This window comes from Pseudonocardia kongjuensis, assembly GCF_039526905.1.
Lineage (GTDB): Bacteria > Actinomycetota > Actinomycetes > Mycobacteriales > Pseudonocardiaceae > Pseudonocardia > Pseudonocardia kongjuensis.
In genome coordinates this window covers 43,605-62,133 of record NZ_BAAAJK010000033.1, presented here as the reverse complement: position 1 = coordinate 62,133, position 18,529 = coordinate 43,605, and the positions used below count along the sequence as shown (strand labels likewise).

Here is an 18,529-nt window from a genome sequence, read left to right as displayed (position 1 = left end):
CCGGAGAGGGGAGCCCATGACCGCCACCGCACCGAAGCCGCCACAGACCGACACCGAGGCGTTCCCACCGCTGCGTGAGGCGGTGCCGCTCGGCCTGCAGCACGTGCTGGCGATGTTCGCCAGCAACCTGACCCCGGCGTTCCTGCTCGCCACCGCGGTCGAGGCGACCCCGGAGCAGCGGACCCTGCTGGTGCAGGGCGCGCTGCTGTGCGCCGGGCTCGCGACCCTGCTGCAGACGATCGGGTTCTCGGTGGTCGGCGGCCGGCTCCCGATCATGATGGGCTCCGGCTTCGTGTTCATCTCGGTGGCCGTGCCGCTCGCGGCCGAGCGGGGGCTCGCCGCGGTCTGGGGCGCGGTGCTGGTGACCGCGCTGGTGCAGGTGCTGATCGCGCTGAACATCCACCGGATCGCCTGGCTGTTCCCGCCGCTGGTGACCGGGACGATCATCCTGGTGATCGGGCTCGGCCTGCTGCCCTCGGCCTTCACCCTGGCCGCCGGCGGGGCGACCGCGCCCGACTTCGGCGCCGCGGGCCATCTCGGGCTGGCCGCGTTCGTGCTGGTGCTCGCCGTCGTGCTGAACCGCTGGGGGCCCGGCCTGCTGGGGACGGCCGCGGTGCTGGTCTCGCTGGTCGCCGGCTACCTGCTGGCGCTCGCGTTCGGCATGGTCGACCTGGCCGGTGTCGGCCCGGCCGGCTGGGTGGCGGTGCCGACCCCGTTCGCGTTCGGGCTGAGCTTCGACGTGATCGCGATCCTCACGATGGCGGTGGTCGGCGTCGTCAACATGGTCGACTCGGTGGGCACCGTCAACGCCGTCACCCAGGCCGGTGCGCAGCGCCCGGCGACCCGCCGCGAGCTGCGCGGCGGGATCCTCGCCGAGGGCGGCAGCGCCGCGCTCGGCGCGGTCTTCTCGGCGCTGCCGACCACGATGTTCAGCCAGAACATCGGGCTGATCGCGCTGACCCGGCAGATGAGCAGGCACGTCGTGACGATCGCGGCGGGCGTGCTGGTCGCGATGGCGCTGCTGCCGAAGGCCGCCGCGGTGATCGGCGCGACCCCGCCCGCGGTGCTCGGCGGCGGCGTCGTGCTGCTGTTCGGGATGGTGTGCGCGATCGGCATCCAGATGCTGGTCACCGACGGGATCGACCAGCGCGCGCTGGTGATCGTGGCCCTGTCGGTCGGCCTCGGCCGCGGCCTGGCCGGGGTCCCGGACCTGCTGGCGCTGCTGCCGGGGCAGTGGCGGCCGCTGCTGGAGTCCGGGGTGGTGGTCGCGGCGGTGGTCGCCGTGCTGCTCAACCTGGTGCTGCCCGGCCGCCCGCGCCGGCCGGACACCGTCCTGGCGTAGCGCTCAGCCGAGCAGCTCGGTGGCGTCGGTGCGGAACTGCATGGACCGGTACGGCCAGTTCGTGGTGGTGTTCCACTGGCTCACCACCAGGTGCAGGTCGTCCAGGGTGGACCCGGGGACGACGTAGCCGCCGTAGAGCTGCGCGACCCGGCCGCGGGCGTGGTCCTCGTCGTCCCAGCCGCAGCCGTGCAGCAGCGTGGTGCGCGGGGCGGCGTGCAGGTCGGCGTTCGGCCGGTCCAGCAGCATCGCGTCGATCCGGTAGTGGCCCGCGTCGAAGAAGGTCAGCAGCAGGTGCTCCCGGCCGTCCGGGCCGGGCACCCGGCGCAGGTTCAGCTCGCCGAACGCGCCCGGGACGGTCAGGGTCGGCGGGTTGCCCCAGTCCCAGCGCTCGCCGGCGAACCCCCACGGCTCCCAGGCGTCGCGGTCGGTGATCCGGTCGGCGGGCACCCGGTGCAGCAGCAGGCCGTCCCGGCGCTGGAAGCCGGTCGTGTAGGCGTAGACGTGGCCGTCACCGCCGTGCTCCCAGGTGAGCTGCTGGAACAGGCCGTCGCAGTGCCGGCCGGGCCACTCGCAGCCGGTCCGCTCCCAGCTGACCCCGTTGTCCCGGGAGGCGAGGATCTCGCTCCACAGCACGTTGCCCAGGCCCCTGTTCGCCATCACGTGCAGGTACATCGTGTCGCCGACGGTGATGACGTCGGCGGGCAGGATCGTGGTGACCCGCCGGTGCAGCCGGAACCAGTTCGTGGCCGGCTTGTTCACGAGCCGGCAGGCGTACTCGGCGGCGTCGCCGCCGGAGCCGGTCCAGCGCAGCCCGGAGCGGACGCCGTCCGGGTCGGCGAACAGCACCACCGGCGAGCGCCAGCCGGGGCCGCCGACCCCGGCCCGCTCGAAGGTGTCGCCGAACACGGCGACCAGCCGTCCGTCCGGGGCGGTCGTGACGATCCCGAGATCGGTCCCGCCGATCCCGAAGCGGTCGGTGTGCCCGGGCCCGGTCAGGTCGGCGATCTTGGTGGTGACGGCCATGGCGCGACCCTACGACCGGTACCGGCCGATCGCGTCGCGGGTCGCCGGCAGCGCGAAGACCTCGGCGAACACGTCGACGCTGAGCGCGACGGCGTCGTCGAGCGGGTGGTTGCGCCAGGTCTCGAACAGGCCCTTCTGCGCCGCGACGACCTCGCGGGTCGGCGCCCCGACCCGGGCGGCGAGATCGGCGACCGCGGCGTCCAGCGCCTGCTGCGCATCCGGACCGGCCGGGACCAGCCGGTTGACCAGCCCGGGCAGCGCGGTGACCGGGTACAGGTCGCCGGTCAGGATCAGCTCGTGCGCCCGCGCCGCGCCGAGGTAGTGCGGCAGCAGGGCCGCGTCGACCACCGACGGGATGCCCAGCTTCACCTCCGGCAGCCCGACCCGCACCCCCTCGTGCGCGACCCGCAGGTCGCAGGCCAGCGCCAGCTCGAACGCGGCGCCGACGCAGGCCCCGTTGAGCCGGGCGATCGTCGGGACCGGCGAGCGGCGCACCGTCGCCAGGCAGTCCGCGAGCCGGGTGATGATCGCCCGGCCGTCGCCCGGGGCGGCGCCGGTGAAGACGTCGAGGTGCATCCCGGCGCCGAACGCGCGCTCGCCGGTGCCGGTCAGCACGATCACCCGGGTCCGCTCCCCGGCGTCGCGGACGGCGGCGGCGATCGTGTCGATGTCGGCCGGGAGCAACGCGTTGGCCTGCCCGGGGCGGTCCAGGGTGATCGTCCGGACCGGGCCGTCGTCGGTGACCTGCGGCAGGCCCATCAGCGGGCGGCCGCGGCGATCGCGTCGGCGAACACCTGCGGCGCCTCGACCGGCACGAAGTGTCCCGCGCCGTCGACGCCGTCCACCCGCACGTCGGCGAAGAACTCGCCCACCCGGTCCGACCAGTCCCGGGGGAACAGCGGATCGTGCCCGGGCCACAGGAAGGTGGTGGGCACGGTGATCCGGTCGGCCGGGTCCGGGGCGGTCTCGGCGAGCGAGCGGGCGACCACGCCGCCGCCGGCGCGGTACCAGCCGATCGAGGCGACGAACGCCCCGGGCGACGAGTAGGCGGCGGTCAGGTGGTCGAGCCGGTCGTCGTCCGGCGTGAAGTCCGGGCCGGACCAGTGCGTCCAGAAGTGCCGCAGGTAGGAGCGGGTGGCGCCGATCTCGCCGTCGACCAGCTCGCGGGCGAGATCGAGCTGGTGGAACGACTGGTACCAGAACTCGCGCATCGGGCCCTCGCCGAGGATCCGCCGTCCGACGCCGGGCGCGGGCGGGGTGACGACGAGTGCCCGCAGCAGGTCCGGCCGGTCCCGGGCGACCTGCTGGGCGACCCGGCTGCCGACGTCGTACCCGCCGATCACGACGCCGGTCAGGCCGAGCTCGGTCAGCAGCCCGGCGACGCTGCGCGCCTGCGCGGCGGCCCCGTAGTGCTCGGCCGGGTCCCGGTCGTGCCGGTCGGACCCGCCGAAGCCGCGCAGGTCCGGGACGACGACGTCGTGCCCGGCGCCGAGCCGCTCGGCGACGGCGGTCATGTCGGTCCGGTCGCCCGGCCAGCCGTGCAGCAGCAGCACCGGCGGTGCGCCCGGTTCGCCGTGCCGGTCGTAGGCGAGACGGAAGTCGTCGATCGGGTCGGACAGCGGCATCGCGGGGCTCCTCGGGGGTCGGTTCGCCACCTCCGGGGGTACCAGCTCCGCCGCGCCGCGGCGAGCGGAGCAGCGCGCAACGCTGCCTTCCGCAACGCAACATCAAGGTTACTGTTCGTCGACCGCCGGGTGACCCGTCAGGGGGAACGATGTCCCAGACACCTGCCACGTCAGCGACACCGCGTCACAAGCTCCCCGTCCGGACGCTGGTCGCTGCCTCGATCGGGAACGCCGTCGAGTGGTACGACTGGACGATCTACGCGACGTTCTCGATCTACTTCGCGACCCAGATCTTCCCGCCGGAGAACGCCGCGCTGGCGCTGATCTCCACCCTCGCGACGTACGCGCTCGCGTTCTTCTTCCGGCCGCTCGGCGGGATGCTGCTCGGCCGGTTCGCCGACCTGCACGGCCGCCGGACGGCGATGCTGGTGACGATCCTGATGATGGCCGGCGGATCGGTGGTGATCGGGCTGCTGCCGACCTTCGCGATGGTCGGCTGGCTGGCCCCGGTGCTGTTGCTGCTGGCCCGGATCGCCCAGGGCATGTCGCTCGGCGGCGAGGTGTCGAACGCCTCGGCCTACCTGGCCGAGATCGCCCCGGCCGAGCGCCGCGGCCGCTACTCGTCGTTCTTCTACATCTCGACCGGCACCGCGGTGCTGATCGCGTCGCTGATGGGCTTCCTGCTCGCGTCGACGCTGACCGACGAGCAGCTCGCCTCCTGGGGCTGGCGGGTCCCGTTCCTGATCGGCGGGCTGCTCGGCCTGATCGGCATGTGGATGCGCAGGCAGATGGCCGAGACCGAGCAGTTCGAGGACAACAAGGAGGCCGCGGCGAAGATCCGGAACCCGCTGCTGCTGACGCTGCGCGAGCACCCGCGGGCGGTCGCCCAGCTCGTCGGCTTCACCCTGCTGTCCACGCTCTGCTACTACACCTTCTTCTCCGCGCTCACCCCGTTCGCGACGACCTCGCGCGGCGCGGACGCGACCGAGGTGTTCCTGGCGCTGTCGATCGCGACCACGATCTTCGTGCTGCTCCAGTACCCGATGGGCGCGGCGTCGGACCGGTACGGGCGCCGGCCGCAGCTGCTGGTCTGGTCGGCGTCCACGGCGGTGCTGATCGTGCCGCTGTCGTTCCTGATCGGGCCCGGGTTCTGGAACATGCTCGTCGTGTTCACGGTCGGCCTCGGGCTGTACACGATGATGACCTCGATCGCCCCGGCGGTGATGAGCGAGCTCTTCCCGACCTCGGTCCGGGCGCTGGGCATCGGGGCCTGGTACAACCTGACCGTCGCCGTCTTCGGCGGCACCGCCCCGCTGGTCGTGCAGTCGCTGCAGCAGGCCGGGCTGGCCACCCTGTTCTTCGTCTACGTCGCGGTCGGTGCGGCGATCGCGTTCGGCGCGATCCTGACCCTGCCCGAGACGCGGGGGTCGGTCCTGCGCTGACGCTCTGCTCCGGGGCGGGTGATGTTGCGTTCTCGTGTCGATGTCGGCGGCGTGTCGGGGGCGTCCCCGGGACGCGTGTCCGGCCCGTGACCTGCTGGTCGGCGACTTGTGATCGGCCGCCGCTTACGTGCCGCAACGTGTTTCGGGCCGGAAACCGGCGGATCACCGCCGGGCGCCCGGGAATCCGCTGGTCGACGGCACTCTTGACAGGGGGATTCTCCGGGTTGCACCGTGTTGCGGTCAGTACCTCGACGTTGCGTATCAGGCAACACACGCTGTCGGATCGTCTGGTGGCCGCCGGCTCAATCCGTGTGTAGGCACCCCGCCCGGGCGGGGTGCTGCGCGCTGCGCAGCGACGAATTCGCGAGTTGCCCGCGAGGGCACACGGATTCGCACGCAGGAGAACCGCCATGGCGACCACCACCCCCCGCATCGTGATCATCGGCGCCGGTGTCGTCGGCTGCGCGCTCGCCGACGAGCTGACCGCCCGCGGCCACCGGGACCTCACGGTCCTGGACAAGGGCGGCCTGTTCCGCACCGGCGGATCCACCTCGCACGATCCCGGGACGGTGTTCCAGGTCGCGCCGGACCGCACCGTCACCCGGCTGGCGGCCGCGACGGTCGCCAAGTACGCGGCGCTGCGCGCGCAGGGTTCGCCCTGCCTGCGCCGGGCCGGCGGCCTGGAGGTGGCGACGACGCCGGAGCGGCTCGCCGACCTGCAGCGCAGGAACGGCTGGGCGGCGGCGGCCGGCGTCGAGGCCCGGATGCTGGAGCCGGGGGAGTGCGCGACGCTGCATCCGCTGCTGGACAAGGAGCGGATCCTCGGCGGGCTGCACGTCCCCGGCGACGGCATCGCCCGCCCGGTGGACGCGGCCCGCGAGCAGGCCCGGGCGGCGATCCACCGCGGCGCGGTCTTCCTGCAGGGCCGCACGGTGACCGCGGTCGAGCGGCGCGGCGACCGGGTCACCGGCGTCCGGTGCGGTGACGAGCGGTTCGCCGCCGACGTGGTGTTCTCCTGCACCGGGATGTGGGCGCCGCTGGTCGGCAGGCTGGCCGGGGTCGAGATCCCGCTGGTCCCGATGGTGCACCAGTACGCGCGGACGAACCCGCTGCGCGCGCTGGAGACGATCCACGCCCTGGAGTCGGCGTCCGGGCGACGTGATCCGGTGCTGCCGGTGCTGCGCCACCCGGATGCGGCGCTGCACGTCCGGCCGCACGGGCACCGGCTCGGGATCGGCGCGCACGGTCACCGCCCGATGCCGGTGGCCCCCCGCGAGCTGGACGATCCCGGTCCGGGCGCGGTCATGCCCGCGGAGCGCCGCTTCACCCCGGACGACTTCGAGCCGTCCTGGGCGGCCGCCGCCGCCCTGCTGCCGGTGCTCGGCGACGCCAAGGTCGAGGAGGGCGTCAACGGCGTCCTGCCGGTCACCCCGGACGGGCTGCCGTTGCTCGGCGAGCACCCGGACCTCGCCGGGTTCTGGACGGCCGAGGGGATCCGGCTGACCCACTCGGCCGGGATCGCCGAGGCGCTCGCCGAGTGGCTGACCACCGGCCGCCCGATGCTCGGCGGCGAGCCGGTCGACCTGTCCCGGCTGCACGTCGACCGGTTCGACCCGGCCGAGCTCGCCCCGCCGGTCGTGCTGGCCCGGGCGGTCCGGGCGTTCGAGCAGGCCGACGACGTGCGGCATCCGCTCGACCCGCCGGACGCCGCCCGGCCGGTGCGCACCACCCCGCTGCACTCGCGGCAGGTCGAGCTGCGCGCGGTGTTCACCGAGTCCGGCTCGGTCGAGCGTCCGATGTGGTTCGGCGCGAACGCCTGGCTGCCCGAGGTCTGCGAGCTCACCCCGCGCCGCGGCTGGGCCGCGCGCAACTGGTCGCCGATCGCCGGGGCCGAGGCGCTGGTCACCCGGCGGGCGGCGGGGATGTTCGACCTGTCCCCGCTGCGCCGGGTCGAGATCACCGGCCCGGGGGCGGCGGAGCTGCTGCAGCGCAGCGTCACCGGCGACGTCGACGGTCCGGTCGGGCAGGTCCTGCCCACCCTCGTGCTGGACGCCGCCGGGGGAGTCCTCACCGAGCTGACCGTGACCCGGCTGGCCGACCGCCGGTTCCTGGCGGTCGTCCCGGACCGGCGCGGGGTCGCCGCGCTGCGCCGGTGGGGGCGCGCCGGGGTGTCGGTCACCGACGTCACCGAGGCGACCGCGGCGATCGGGCTCTGGGGGCCCCGGGTGCCGGCGATCCTGGACGGGCTGGTCCCCGGCGAGGTCGCCCGGCTCGGCCCGCTGCGGGCCGCCGCGTTCCGGCTCGGCGGGGTCCCGGTGACCGGGCTGCGCAGCCCGGCGATCGGCGAGGAGGGCTGGGAGCTGATCTGCTCCGCCGCCGACGCCGAGCGCCTCTGGGACGTCCTCTACGCGGCCGGTGCCCCGCACGGCCTGGTCGCGGCGGGCGGGCACGCCCTCGACGCGCTGCGGATGGAGGCCGGCCTGCGGGCCGCCCCCTCCGCCGAGCAGGGCCCGGACGCCGCGGGCCTCGGCGACGCGGTCGCGATGGGCAAGGGACCGTTCGTCGGGCGGGCGGCCGTGCACGCGTCCCGGGCGGCGGGCGGGCCGGCGCAGCGGCTGGTCACCCTGGTCCTCGACGACGCCGGGTCGGTGCTGCACGGCGGAGAGCCGGTCTACGACCTGCCCGCCCCGCGGCGGTACTCGCGCGATCCGGTCCTGCTGGACGGGGCACCGGACCTGTCCCGGGGCCCGGTGATCGGCCGGATCACCGTCGCCGCGACCGGCTACACCACGGGCACCTCGCTGGCCCGCGCCTGGCTGCCCGCCGAGCGGGCCGATCCCGGCACCCGGGTGTCGGTGGAGCTGTTCGGCCGCAGGCTGACCGCCGAGGTGACCGACCGGGTCCGGTAGCCTCGATCGAAACGATGCCGTTTCGATGGGAGCCAGCATGACGACGGTCGAGCCGGCCGAGACCCTCCGCCGTCTCGCGCACGGCGCCACGGTCGGGGAGGCGCTGGCGTTCTTCGACGGGCTGCCCGCGGTCGAGGTGCCCGAGCTGTTCGGCAGCTGGCGCGGCGGCGAGGTGCCGACCGGCAACCCGATGGACGGCCTGCTGGAGCGCTTCGGCTGGCACGGCAAGCGGTTCGACTCCGCCGACGACGTCCATCCGCTGGTCATGGACCGGCCCGGCGGCGGGCAGTTCAGCCTGCATCCCGGGCTGGTCCCGCTGCCGGCGCTGCTGCCGCTGCTGGCCCGCCGTCCCGGCCTGGTCCGGCATCCCGCGCTGGGCCGGGTCGCCCGCCTGCTGGGCCCGGCGCTCGGCACCCGGGCGCCCAGGGCGCGGCTGCGGCGCACCGAGTACCGCGGCGTCGTCAGCGCCACCATGTGCTACGACGACCTGCCGATCCACGACGTGTTCCGCCGGGTCGACGCGGACACCGTGCTCGGCGCGATGGACCTGCGCGGGCTCGACGCGCCGTTCGTCTTCTTCCTGCGCCGCGAGTGAGCAGCCGGTTCCCGCCGGAGCGCCGCCGGGAGGTGCTCGACGCGGCCCGGCGGCTGGTCGCCGAGCACGGCTTCGAGGGCACGACCGTGGAGGCGGTCGCCGCCGCCACCCGCACCAGCAAGGCGACGCTCTACCGGCAGTGGGGGGACAAGGCGTCGCTGGTGGTGGAGGCGGTGTCGATCGGCAGCGGGATCGCGATCGGCCGGATCGACACCGGCACGCTCGCCGGGGACCTCGGCGCGGTCGCGGACATGCTGGCCGAGCGGGCGTCGGTGAACGTGCCGATCGTGCTCGGCATCGCGCGGGCCGGGCAGCGCGATCCGGCGCTGCTGGCCGCGCTGTCGGCGCGGCTGCTGCCCGAGATCGAGGCGCTGCGCGCGATCGTGGTCCGGGCGGTGGACCGCGGCGAGCTGCCCGCCGAGCCGCCGGCCGCCCGCTACCTGCAGCACATGCTGACCGGCGCGGTGCTCGCGCCGGCGCTGCTGGAGGGGGCCGGCGCCGCCGTGGACGCGCGGCACCTGCACGGCTATCTCGACGCCGTCGTCCTCCCGGCGCTCGGATCCGGACAACGGGTGCGCGACCGGTCGGGTCCGGTTGCCGACTAAACGATAGCTACCTATCGTTACGTAGATGATCACTGCACCCCGGCTGCCCTTCGACCGCCCGAACATCCTCGAGGTCGCGCCGCTGTACGCGGTCCTGCGCCGGGAGGCACCGGTGGTGCCGGTGCGCACCCCGGTCGGCGACCCGGCCTGGCTGGTCACCCGGCACGCCGAGGCCCGCGAGCTGTTCGCCGATCCGCGGCTCGGCCGCTCGCACCCCGATCCGGAGTCGGCGGCGATGGTCACCGAGGCGGCCGTCATGAACGGGCCGAGCGGCAGCTACGAGACCGAGCAGCACGAGCACGACCGGATGCGCAGGCTGCTCGTCCCGGCGTTCTCGGCGAAGCGGATGCGGCTGCTCGGCGACCACGTCGCCGAGCTGGTCGACGGCTGCCTGGACGACCTGGTGGCGGCCCGCGACGCCGACGGCACCGCCGACCTGCACGAGCACCTGTCGTTCCCGCTCCCGGTGCTGGTCATCTGCGAGCTGCTCGGCGTGCCGTTCGCCGACCGGGAGTACTTCAGCGGACTGTCCGAGCGGGTCGCCGCGATCCGCTCCGGCGGCGACGCCGCCGAGGCGATGGCCGAGTTCCACGCCTACACCGGCCGGCTCGCCGCCCGGAAGCGGGCGGAGCCGGGCGAGGACGTCGTCACCGACCTGGTGCGGGCCCAGGAGGCCGATCCGACCTTCGGCGAGGCCGAGCTGACCCGGCTGGCCGCCGGCCTGCTGTTCGCCGGGCACGAGACCACGGTCGGCCGGATCGATCTCGGCGTGCTCCTGCTGCTGACCGACCCGGCGCGCCGGGACGCCTTCGTCGCCGACATCGACGGCCGGCTGCACGGCACCGTCGAGGAGGTGTTGCGGCTGTCCGCGCCGAGCGGACTGGGCCTGCTGCGCTACGCGCACACCGACGTCGAGATCGGCGGGACGACGATCCGGCGCGGCGATGCCGTGCTGATCTCCACGGACTCGGCGAACCGGGACGCGGGCGTCTTCGACGAACCCGAGGCGTTCGACCCGACCCGCCGACCCAATCCGCACGTCTCGTTCGGCTACGGCGGGCACTTCTGCATCGGCGCCAGCCTGGCCCGCACCGAGCTGTCGACGGTGTTCGCCCGGCTGTTCGCCCGGCTGCCCGGGCTGCGCCTCGCCGTCTCGCCGGACCGGCTCGACGTCCGGTCCGACCAGGTCACCGGGGGTGTGCGGGCGCTGCCGGTCACCTGGTGATCCCGGGCGTGTCCGGGATCGCGTCGACGGTGCCGCCCCCGGCACCTACTCTCGGACCCGCCCCGCCTGGCCTCCGCTTGAGCGGACGACCGCTCCCGGCCGTAGGAACCCGGAGCCGGCTACCGGGTGCGGGTGAGGGGGAGACGTGGCGGAGGTGCGGCGCCGGCGGGCGCGTGGTGTGGCGCGGACCAGGGCGGTCCTGCTGGAGGCGGCCGCCGAGGTGTTCGCCGAGCGCGGGTACGACGGCGCCTCGGTCGACGAGATCGCCGGCACGGCCGGAGTGTCCGTCGGCTCGATCTACAGCCGGTTCGGCAGCAAGCGCGGCCTGTTCCGGGCGCTGATGACCGAGTACATGGACCGCGACCTGGCCCGGGTGCGGGACGGCTTCGCCGGCGGCCCGGCGGGCGGTCTGCGCGCCCTCGACGACCTGGTGCAGGAGACGGCCGCCTCGCGGCGGCAGACCCTGCTCGACGCCGAGACCTGGGCCTCGGCCATGCGCACCCCCGCGCTGCGCTCGCTGCTCGCCGAGCACGAGCACGGCGTGCGGTCCTCCGCGGCCGCACTGGTCCGGCGCGGCCGGGCGGCGACCGGGCACGAGCTCGGCGTGCCCGACGACGAGTTCGCCGTCGTGCTCACCTCGCTGTTCCACGGACTGTGCCGCCAGCACCGGCTCGATCCCGGATCGGTCCCGCCGGGGCTCTACGCGCGCACCGTGCTCGCGCTGTCCCGCGGGCTGGCCGAGCAGGCGGGCGCCGGGCAGGCCGGCAGCGGGCCCGCCGGAACCGGGCACGCCGGAACCGGGCCCGCCGGAACCGGGCACGCCGGAACCGGGCCCGCCGGAACCGGGCACGCCGGAACCGGGCAGGGCCCCGCCGAGCAGGGCGTCGCCGGGCAGGCGGCCGCCGATCGGCCCGGACGCTGAGCCGGACCACCCACCCGGCGGTGGCGGCCCGGACACCGTTCGCGACGATGGACCCGTGACAGGCACGGCACCCCCGGACACCCGCGCGGACGTCCAGCAGCACCGTTCGATCAACCAGCGGATCGCCGACGAGCTCGGCGCCCGGCCGGACCAGGTGGGGTCGGCGGTGGCCCTGCTCGACGAGGGGGCGACGGTCCCCTTCGTGGCCCGGTACCGGAAGGAGGCCACCGGCGGGCTGGACGACGCGCAGCTGCGCACCCTCGAGGAGCGCCTGCGCTACCTGCGCGAGCTCGAGGAGCGGCGCGCGGTGATCCTCGACTCGATCCGCTCCCAGGGCAAGCTCGACGAGGCCCTGCAGGGCCGGATCGAGGCCGCCGAGTCCAAGGCCCGGCTCGAGGACATCTACCTGCCCTACAAGCCCAAGCGGCGGACCAAGGCGATGATCGCCCGCGAGCAGGGCCTGGAGCCGCTCGCCGATCTGCTGCTCGGTGATCCCACCCGCGACCCGCACACCGAGGCCGCGGCCTTCGTGACCGCCGGCAGCGGTGACGACGACCCGGGCGCAGCGGTCGCCGACGCCGGTGCCGCGCTGGAGGGCGCCCGGGCCATCCTGGTCGAGCGGATCGGTGAGAACGCCGACCTGGTCGGCGGCCTGCGCGAGCGCATGTGGTCGCGCGGCAGGCTGGTCACCCGGGCCCGCGAGGGCAAGGAGAACGACCAGGCCGCGGCCAAGTTCTCCGACTACTTCGAGTTCTCCGAGGCGTTCACCACGCTGCCGTCGCACCGGATCCTCGCCGTGTTCCGCGGGGAGACCGAGGACGCCCTCGACGTCACCCTCGACGCGGGCGAGGACGAGGAGCCGACCTCCTACGAGCGGATGATCGCCGCCGAGTACGAGATCGCCGACCGGGGCCGGGCGGCCGACGCCTGGCTGCTGGGCGTCGTGCGGTGGGCCTGGCGGACCCGGCTGCAGACCGCGCTCGGGATCGACATCCGGGTGCGGCTGCGCACCGTCGCCGAGGAGGGCGCGATCGGCGTCTTCGCGACGAACCTGCGCGACCTGCTGCTCGCCGCGCCGGCCGGCACCCGCACCACGATCGGCCTGGACCCGGGTCTGCGCACCGGGGTGAAGGTCGCGGTGGTCGACGCGACCGGCAAGGTCCTCGACACCGCGGTGATCCACCCGCACGAGCCGCGCAACGACCGGGCCGGCGCGCTGAAGACGCTGACCGCGCTGTGCACCAGGCACTCGGTCGAGCTGATCGCGATCGGCAACGGCACCGCGTCCCGGGAGACCGACGCGCTCGCCGGGGAGCTGATCAAGGCCAACCCCGGGCTGAAGCTGACCAAGGTGATGGTCTCCGAGGCCGGCGCGTCGGTGTACTCGGCGTCGGCCTACGCCTCGGCGGAGCTGCCGGACATGGACGTCTCGCTGCGCGGCGCGGTCTCCATCGCCCGTCGCCTGCAGGACCCGCTCGCCGAGCTCGTCAAGATCGACCCGAAGTCGATCGGCGTCGGCCAGTACCAGCACGACCTGCCCGAGTCGGCGCTGTCCCGGTCGCTGGACTCGGTGGTCGAGGACTGCGTGAACGCGGTCGGCGTCGACCTGAACTCCGCGTCGGCGCCGCTGCTGCGCCGGGTGTCGGGGATCTCCGAGTCGCTGGCCGGGGCGATCGTCGCGCACCGGGACGCGAACGGGCCGTTCCGCTCGCGCACCGCGCTCACCGAGGTGCCCCGGCTCGGCCCGAAGGCGTTCGAGCAGGCCGCGGGCTTCCTGCGGATCCGGGACGGCGACGAGCCGCTGGACGTGACCGGTGTGCACCCGGAGTCCTACCCGGTCGTCCGGCGGATGGTGGAGCGGACCCGGCTCGACGTGTCCGCGCTGATGGGCAACGCCGCGCGGCTGCACCAGATCAAGCCGAAGGACTACGTCGACGACACGGTCGGCATCCCGACCGTCACCGACATCCTCGCCGAGCTGGAGAAGCCCGGCCGCGACCCGCGCCCGGCGTTCCGCACCGCCACCTTCGCCGACGGCGTGCACCGGATCTCCGACCTGCGGGAGGGGATGCTGCTGGAGGGCGTCGTGACGAACGTGGCCGCGTTCGGCGCGTTCGTCGACGTCGGGGTCCACCAGGACGGGCTGGTGCACGTGTCGGCGATGAGCAAGGACTTCGTGTCCGACCCGCGGGACGTGGTGAAGTCCGGCGACGTCGTCAAGGTGAAGGTGCTGGAGGTCGACGAGGCCCGCAAGCGCATCTCGCTGACGCTGCGCCTGGACGACGAGCCGGGTGCCGGGCAGCGCGGCGGGAACCGTGGCGGGTCCGGCGAGCGCGGCGGCCGGCCGGGCGGGAACCGCGGCGGCGGGGCCGGTGCCGGCGAGCGCGGCGGGCGGCCCGGCGGCGGCCGTGGTGGTCCGGGGGACCGCGGCGGCCGGCAGGGCGGCGGCGGGAACCGCGGCGGCAAGCCGGCCGGCGGGAACCGCCGGGACGACCGCAAGCAGTCCGGCCCGTCGAACGACGCGATGGCCGAGGCGCTGCGCCGGGCCGGCTTCGGCAAGGGCTGAGCAGAACCCGGAGGGCAGAACCCGGAGGGCAGAACCCGGTGATCGCCGGGGTGGTGCGTCGGGCCGCGGATACCGCGGACCCGTGCACCATCCCGGCGATCTACATCGGGTGGCCCCGCCGGCCGGCGGGGGCGGACAAGTGTCCGTTCAGCGACGCTGCAGCGCAGGGGGCAGCAGCATCCGGCGCGGGTCGACCAGCGCCAGCGCGGCGATGCCGACCAGCGGCAGCAGTGCCAGCTGCACCAGCCCGGCGCCCTGCCACCCGGACGCCTCCACCAGCCGGGCGAAGACCAGACCGGACACGGCCGCGGCCACGTAGTAGGTCAGGATGAACAGCCCGGCGCCGCGGCCGACGTGATCCGGGCGCACCGCCCGCTGCAGCACGGTGCTGCAGTTGGTGAACAGCACCCCGCTGGCGAAGGTGCCCATGAAGAAGGCCAGCACGTACTGGGCGCCGGTCCCGGTCACCACGGTGTAACCGAGCAGCCCGGTGATCCCGGCGCCGGCGAAGCCGATCAGCAGGAGCAGCCGCTGGTCGACCCGGTCGGCGAGGTAGCCGACGGGCAGCGCGGTCATCGCGCCGAAGCCGACCAGGGACGCGGCCAGCGCGGCCTGGCCGGGGCTGAACTCCAGCTGCTCGCGCAGGAACGTGGGGTAGAGCCCCAGGAAGCCGTAGAACACCAGGCCGGAGACGGCCGAGCAGATGCTGAACGCGAGGGTGTTGCGGTTCCACGGCGTCGGGGGGACGTGGTCGTAGGCGGCGGCCCCGGCGCGGCCGGAGCGGCCGGCGAGCGCCTCGGTCATCGACCGCGGCACGGCCACGACCAGGATCGCCGCCATCAGGATGCCGGCTCCGCCGAAGACGTAGAACGGGATCCGCCAGGAGTCACCGGCGGTCGCCAGGGACTGGCCGAGCACCGGCCCGAGGAACACGCCCATCCCGAAGGCCAGGCCGACGAACCCGGCCGCGAACGCCCGCCGGTGGAAGAAGAAGGCGCCCAGGATGGCGTAGATCGCGGTCGCCTGGACGCCCTCGCCGACCCCGCTGAGCAGCCGGTAGGCGGCCATGTCGACGAACCCGGCGGAGAACGGGATGGCCACCGTCCCGAGCGAGTACACCAGCACGCTGATGATCACCACGGTCTTGCGGGACACCCGGTCCAGCAGGTAGCCGGCCGGGATGCCGGTCAGCGCGAGCCCGAGCGTGAAGCCGGTGGCGAGCAGGCCGGACTGGTCGAGGGTGAAGCCGTACTCGGCCCGGATCTCCGGGACCAGCGGGTAGAAGACCTGCCGGTCCATCGCGTTGAGCATGTACGACAGGCACAGCGCCGCGAACCCGACGACCACCGCCGCTCCGGACAGGCGGGCCGGTGCTGCGGGCGGCTCGGCCGCGGGCTCTCGGTCGTCGGGAACGGTGGGCTGGGCCATCGCAACTCCTGCACGCTCGGAACGTCGTTGTCCGCCTGTCGGACATATGTCCGGATCACTGGATCCTCGGTCACGGCCCGATGGGTGTCAAGAACGTTGCGATTCAGGGGAGGGGGCCGGGGGTTCCGGGGTGTCGATCACCGGCCGGAACCGCACGAGAGCGTGACCTGCGATATCGGTGGCCTCGGTCACGTCGGACCCGCCGTACGGGAACCGACAGGACGTGGAAGAATGGACATCTGACGGCCGCCGGGTACGACGGTGGCCGCGAGCCCCGGAGGTCTGGGTTCACCGGCACAACGAGTGTCGCGCGCGGGCCTGGCGGGCTGGGAGCGGGCGAGATCCGCCCGACGACACGTGCGCATCCCCATGCGCGAGCCTTGAGGACCGAGTGAACACCCTGCTGGAACAGCACCCCTACGTCGACGCCACCGAGAACACGATGGACGACGGCATTTCCGAGCACACCCCCGAGCACGCCCCCGAGCCGGACGCCACGCCGACGTTCGCCGAGCTGGGCCTGGCGGCGCAGCTGGTGTCCGCACTGGACGGGCTGGGCTACGAGACCCCGAGCCCGATCCAGGCCGCGGCGATCGGCCCGCTGATCGCCGGCCGCGACCTGCTCGGGCAGGCCGCCACCGGCACCGGCAAGACCGCGGCGTTCGCGCTGCCGATGCTGCAGCGCCTCGCCGACGGCCGGGCGTCCCGCGACCGCGGCGCCAAGCCGTTCGGCCTGGTGCTCGCCCCGACCCGCGAGCTCGCGATGCAGGTCGGCGAGGCGATCGCGAAGTACGGCGCCGGGCTGGGCGCGACCGTCGCCACCGTCTACGGCGGCGCCCCGATCGGCCCGCAGCTGGGCAGGCTGCGGCGCGGCGTCGACGTCGTCGTCGCCACCCCTGGCCGGGCGATCGACCTGATCAACCGCGGCGCGCTGGCGCTGGACGCGATCGAGGTCGCCGTCCTGGACGAGGCCGACGAGATGCTCGACATGGGCTTCGTCGAGGACATCGAGACGATCCTCGGTGCCACCCCCCGTGGCCGGCAGACCGTGCTGTTCTCGGCGACCATGCCCGGTCGGATCCAGAGCCTGGCCCGCACCCACCTGAGCGACCCGGCCGACATCCGGATCAAGAAGGAGGCCACCCCCGAGGGGGAGGCCCCGAAGGTCCGGCAGACCGCCTACCACGTGCCGCGCAGCCACGTCACCGTCGCGCTGGGCCGGGTGCTCGAGATGGAGCAGCCGACCGCGGCGATCGTGTTCTGCCGCACCCGCGCCGACGTCGACGCCGTCACCGAGACGCTGACCTCCCGCGGCCTGCGGGCCGAGGCGCTGCACGGCGGCATGGACCAGGAGCACCGCACCCGGGTCGTCGAGCGGCTGCGTGCCGGTCGCACCGAGCTGCTGGTGGCGACCGACGTCGCGGCCCGCGGCCTGGACATCGACTCGCTGACCCACGTCGTCAACCACGACGTGCCGTCCTCGCCGGAGTCCTACGTGCACCGGATCGGCCGGGTCGGCCGGGCCGGGCGCGAGGGCGTCGCGATCACCCTGGTCACCCCGGGCTCGGTCCGGCACCTGCGCAACATCGAGCGGCTGATCGGCGCCCCGGTGCCGTCCGCCCCGGTGCCGACCCCGCACGACCTGCGCACCGTGCGGCTGGCCCGCACCGCGCTGGCGCTGCGTGACCAGGTCGGTGCCGACGGGTCCGCCGGCGAGTCGTCGGTGGACGGCGTCGACGAGCTGGTCCTCGACCTGGCCCGCGACCACGACCTGGCCTCGATCGCCGCCGCGGCGATCCGGCTGGCCCGGGCCGACACCTCGGTGCCCGACGACGAGATCGAGATCCCGGAGGTCCGCTCGCGCGGCGGCCGTGAGCGTGGTCCGGACACCCGCGGCCCGCGCCGGGACGGCCGCCCCGGCGGCGCGCGCGGCCAGGGCGCCCGCCCGCCGAAGGCCGGCACCACCCGGCTGTTCGTCTCCGCGGGCCGCGCCTCCGGCGTGCGACCGCAGGACATCGTGGGCGCGCTGGCGAACGAGTCCCGGCTCTCCGGCCGCGACATCGGCGCCATCCAGATCCACGAGCGGCACGCGCTGGTCGAGGTCCCCGAGCACGCCGCCGAGGACGTGCTGCGCTCGCTGCGCGGTGCGACCACCCTCAAGGGGCGCAAGGCGAACGTCCGCCGGGACCGGGACGGCGCCGGCGCCTGATCCGGCCACGAGAAGGGCCCCGCGACCGATCCGGTCGCGGGGCCCTTCGGCGTTGCGGGGGTGGCCGCGGTCAGCGGACCTCGACCCGGTCGTAGACGTCCAGCTCGTGGAAGAACTTCACCGCGTCGGCCCGTTCGAGCCGCACGCAGCCGGCCGAGGACGTGTCCTGGTCGCCCTCGTGGAACGCGATGCCGCCGGGCGCGAAGAACACCGACCACGGCATCTTCGCGCCGTCGAACTCGACCGAGCGGTGGTCGCGCGCCTTGCGCTGCACGCCGAAGTCGCCGGTCGGCGTCTCCATCCCCTCGCCGCCGTGGCTGACCGGGACCGGGCCGTAGGAGATCTCGCCGCCGTCGATCAGCCAGGCCCGGTCGGTCGCCAGGTCGACGCAGGCCCGGGCGGTGACCGAGCACGGCGTGCCCGGCACCAGGTCCGTGCCCGGTAGCGCGACCGCTGTTCCCGCCGCGCCGAGTCCGACGGCGAGTGCGGCGGCGGCCACGGTGAGTGCGCGGCGGCGGGAGATGTGCGTCATGGCGGTCGCGGGGGTCCTCTCTCGGGGATGCTGCGGGGTGCTTGCGGTGATCAACGATCACGTGCTGCAACGGTTACGTCCGATCGGGCTACCGGCTGCGCCGTGC

The 18,529-nt window shown here is 74.6% G+C and carries 14 protein-coding genes and 1 pseudogene; 9 read left to right on the top strand and 6 right to left on the bottom strand.

All coding sequences use genetic code 11. The features are described 5' to 3' along the window. The first annotated feature begins 16 nt into the window (after nt 1-16). Nucleotides 17-1,342 carry a uracil-xanthine permease family protein gene (locus ABD160_RS23630; protein ID WP_344026120.1) on the top strand — a complete coding sequence of 442 codons (1,326 nt, stop codon included), beginning with the start codon at nt 17-19 and terminating at the stop codon, nt 1,340-1,342. Between the two features lie 3 nt (nt 1,343-1,345). Here ABD160_RS23630 and ABD160_RS23625 read toward each other — a convergent pair whose 3' ends face one another. Genes ABD160_RS23625 through ABD160_RS23615 form a run of 3 tightly spaced genes read right to left on the bottom strand, consistent with a single transcriptional unit; the run spans nt 1,346 to nt 3,990 of the window. After that, a complete protein-coding gene (locus ABD160_RS23625; protein WP_344026118.1) occupies nt 1,346-2,365 on the bottom strand; it encodes a glycoside hydrolase family 183 protein in 1,020 nt (339 codons plus the stop codon). Between the two features lie 9 nt (nt 2,366-2,374). After that, nucleotides 2,375-3,124, bottom strand: a complete 750-nt coding sequence (locus ABD160_RS23620; protein WP_344026116.1) for an enoyl-CoA hydratase/isomerase family protein — start codon at nt 3,122-3,124, stop codon at nt 2,375-2,377. Then, a complete protein-coding gene (locus tag ABD160_RS23615; RefSeq protein ID WP_344026114.1) occupies nt 3,124-3,990 on the bottom strand; it encodes an alpha/beta fold hydrolase in 867 nt (288 codons plus the stop codon). The genes ABD160_RS23620 and ABD160_RS23615 overlap by 1 nt, the downstream gene beginning before the upstream one ends. A gap of 149 nt (nt 3,991-4,139) precedes the next feature. Here ABD160_RS23615 and ABD160_RS23610 point away from each other — a divergent pair, with 149 nt between their 5' ends. The 6 genes and pseudogenes from ABD160_RS23610 to ABD160_RS23585 all read left to right on the top strand — a co-directional run. Continuing rightward, nucleotides 4,140-5,432 (top strand): MFS transporter, encoded by a 1,293-nt coding sequence (locus tag ABD160_RS23610; protein WP_344026112.1) that lies wholly within the window; start codon nt 4,140-4,142, stop codon nt 5,430-5,432. A gap of 410 nt (nt 5,433-5,842) precedes the next feature. Beyond that, complete coding sequence (locus ABD160_RS23605; RefSeq protein WP_344026109.1) at nt 5,843-8,341, top strand: FAD-dependent oxidoreductase; 2,499 nt, start codon at nt 5,843-5,845, stop codon at nt 8,339-8,341. Nucleotides 8,342-8,378: 37 nt separating this feature from the next. Further along, nucleotides 8,379-8,936, top strand: coding sequence for a DUF4334 domain-containing protein (locus ABD160_RS23600; protein WP_344026106.1), 558 nt, complete (start codon nt 8,379-8,381; stop codon nt 8,934-8,936). Continuing rightward, nucleotides 8,933-9,541, top strand: a complete 609-nt coding sequence (locus ABD160_RS23595) for a TetR/AcrR family transcriptional regulator (protein ID WP_344026104.1) — start codon at nt 8,933-8,935, stop codon at nt 9,539-9,541. The genes ABD160_RS23600 and ABD160_RS23595 overlap by 4 nt, the downstream gene beginning before the upstream one ends. Nucleotides 9,542-9,566: 25 nt before the next feature. Next, a complete protein-coding gene (locus tag ABD160_RS23590; RefSeq protein WP_344026102.1) occupies nt 9,567-10,766 on the top strand; it encodes a cytochrome P450 in 1,200 nt (399 codons plus the stop codon). A 145-nt stretch (nt 10,767-10,911) separates the two neighbouring features. Next, nucleotides 10,912-11,472, top strand: a pseudogene (locus tag ABD160_RS23585) (TetR/AcrR family transcriptional regulator); the annotation flags it as partial. Here ABD160_RS23585 and ABD160_RS33380 read toward each other — a convergent pair. After that, nucleotides 11,399-11,698: a pentapeptide repeat-containing protein gene (locus ABD160_RS33380; RefSeq protein ID WP_425563654.1), complete on the bottom strand. Its 300-nt coding sequence runs from the start codon at nt 11,696-11,698 to the stop codon at nt 11,399-11,401. The pseudogene ABD160_RS23585 and the gene ABD160_RS33380 overlap by 74 nt on opposite strands. Nucleotides 11,699-11,743: 45 nt before the next feature. Between ABD160_RS33380 and ABD160_RS23580 the strand changes: the two genes are divergently transcribed. Next, the gene (locus ABD160_RS23580; RefSeq protein ID WP_344026099.1) at nt 11,744-14,254 is read left to right on the top strand and encodes a Tex family protein; all 2,511 of its coding nucleotides are present in this window, start codon (nt 11,744-11,746) and stop codon (nt 14,252-14,254) included. Between the two features lie 147 nt (nt 14,255-14,401). Here the strand turns inward: ABD160_RS23580 and ABD160_RS23575 are convergent, their stop codons facing one another. Beyond that, nucleotides 14,402-15,682 (bottom strand): MFS transporter, encoded by a 1,281-nt coding sequence (locus tag ABD160_RS23575; RefSeq protein ID WP_344026097.1) that lies wholly within the window; start codon nt 15,680-15,682, stop codon nt 14,402-14,404. A gap of 391 nt (nt 15,683-16,073) precedes the next feature. Between ABD160_RS23575 and ABD160_RS23570 the strand changes: the two genes are divergently transcribed. Then, nucleotides 16,074-17,891, top strand: coding sequence for a DEAD/DEAH box helicase (locus tag ABD160_RS23570; RefSeq protein ID WP_344026095.1), 1,818 nt, complete (start codon nt 16,074-16,076; stop codon nt 17,889-17,891). A 70-nt stretch (nt 17,892-17,961) separates the two neighbouring features. Here ABD160_RS23570 and ABD160_RS23565 read toward each other — a convergent pair whose 3' ends face one another. After that, on the bottom strand, nt 17,962-18,423 hold the full coding sequence (locus ABD160_RS23565; protein ID WP_344026093.1) for a L,D-transpeptidase: 462 nt from the start codon (nt 18,421-18,423) through the stop codon (nt 17,962-17,964). Nucleotides 18,424-18,529: the final 106 nt, after the last annotated feature.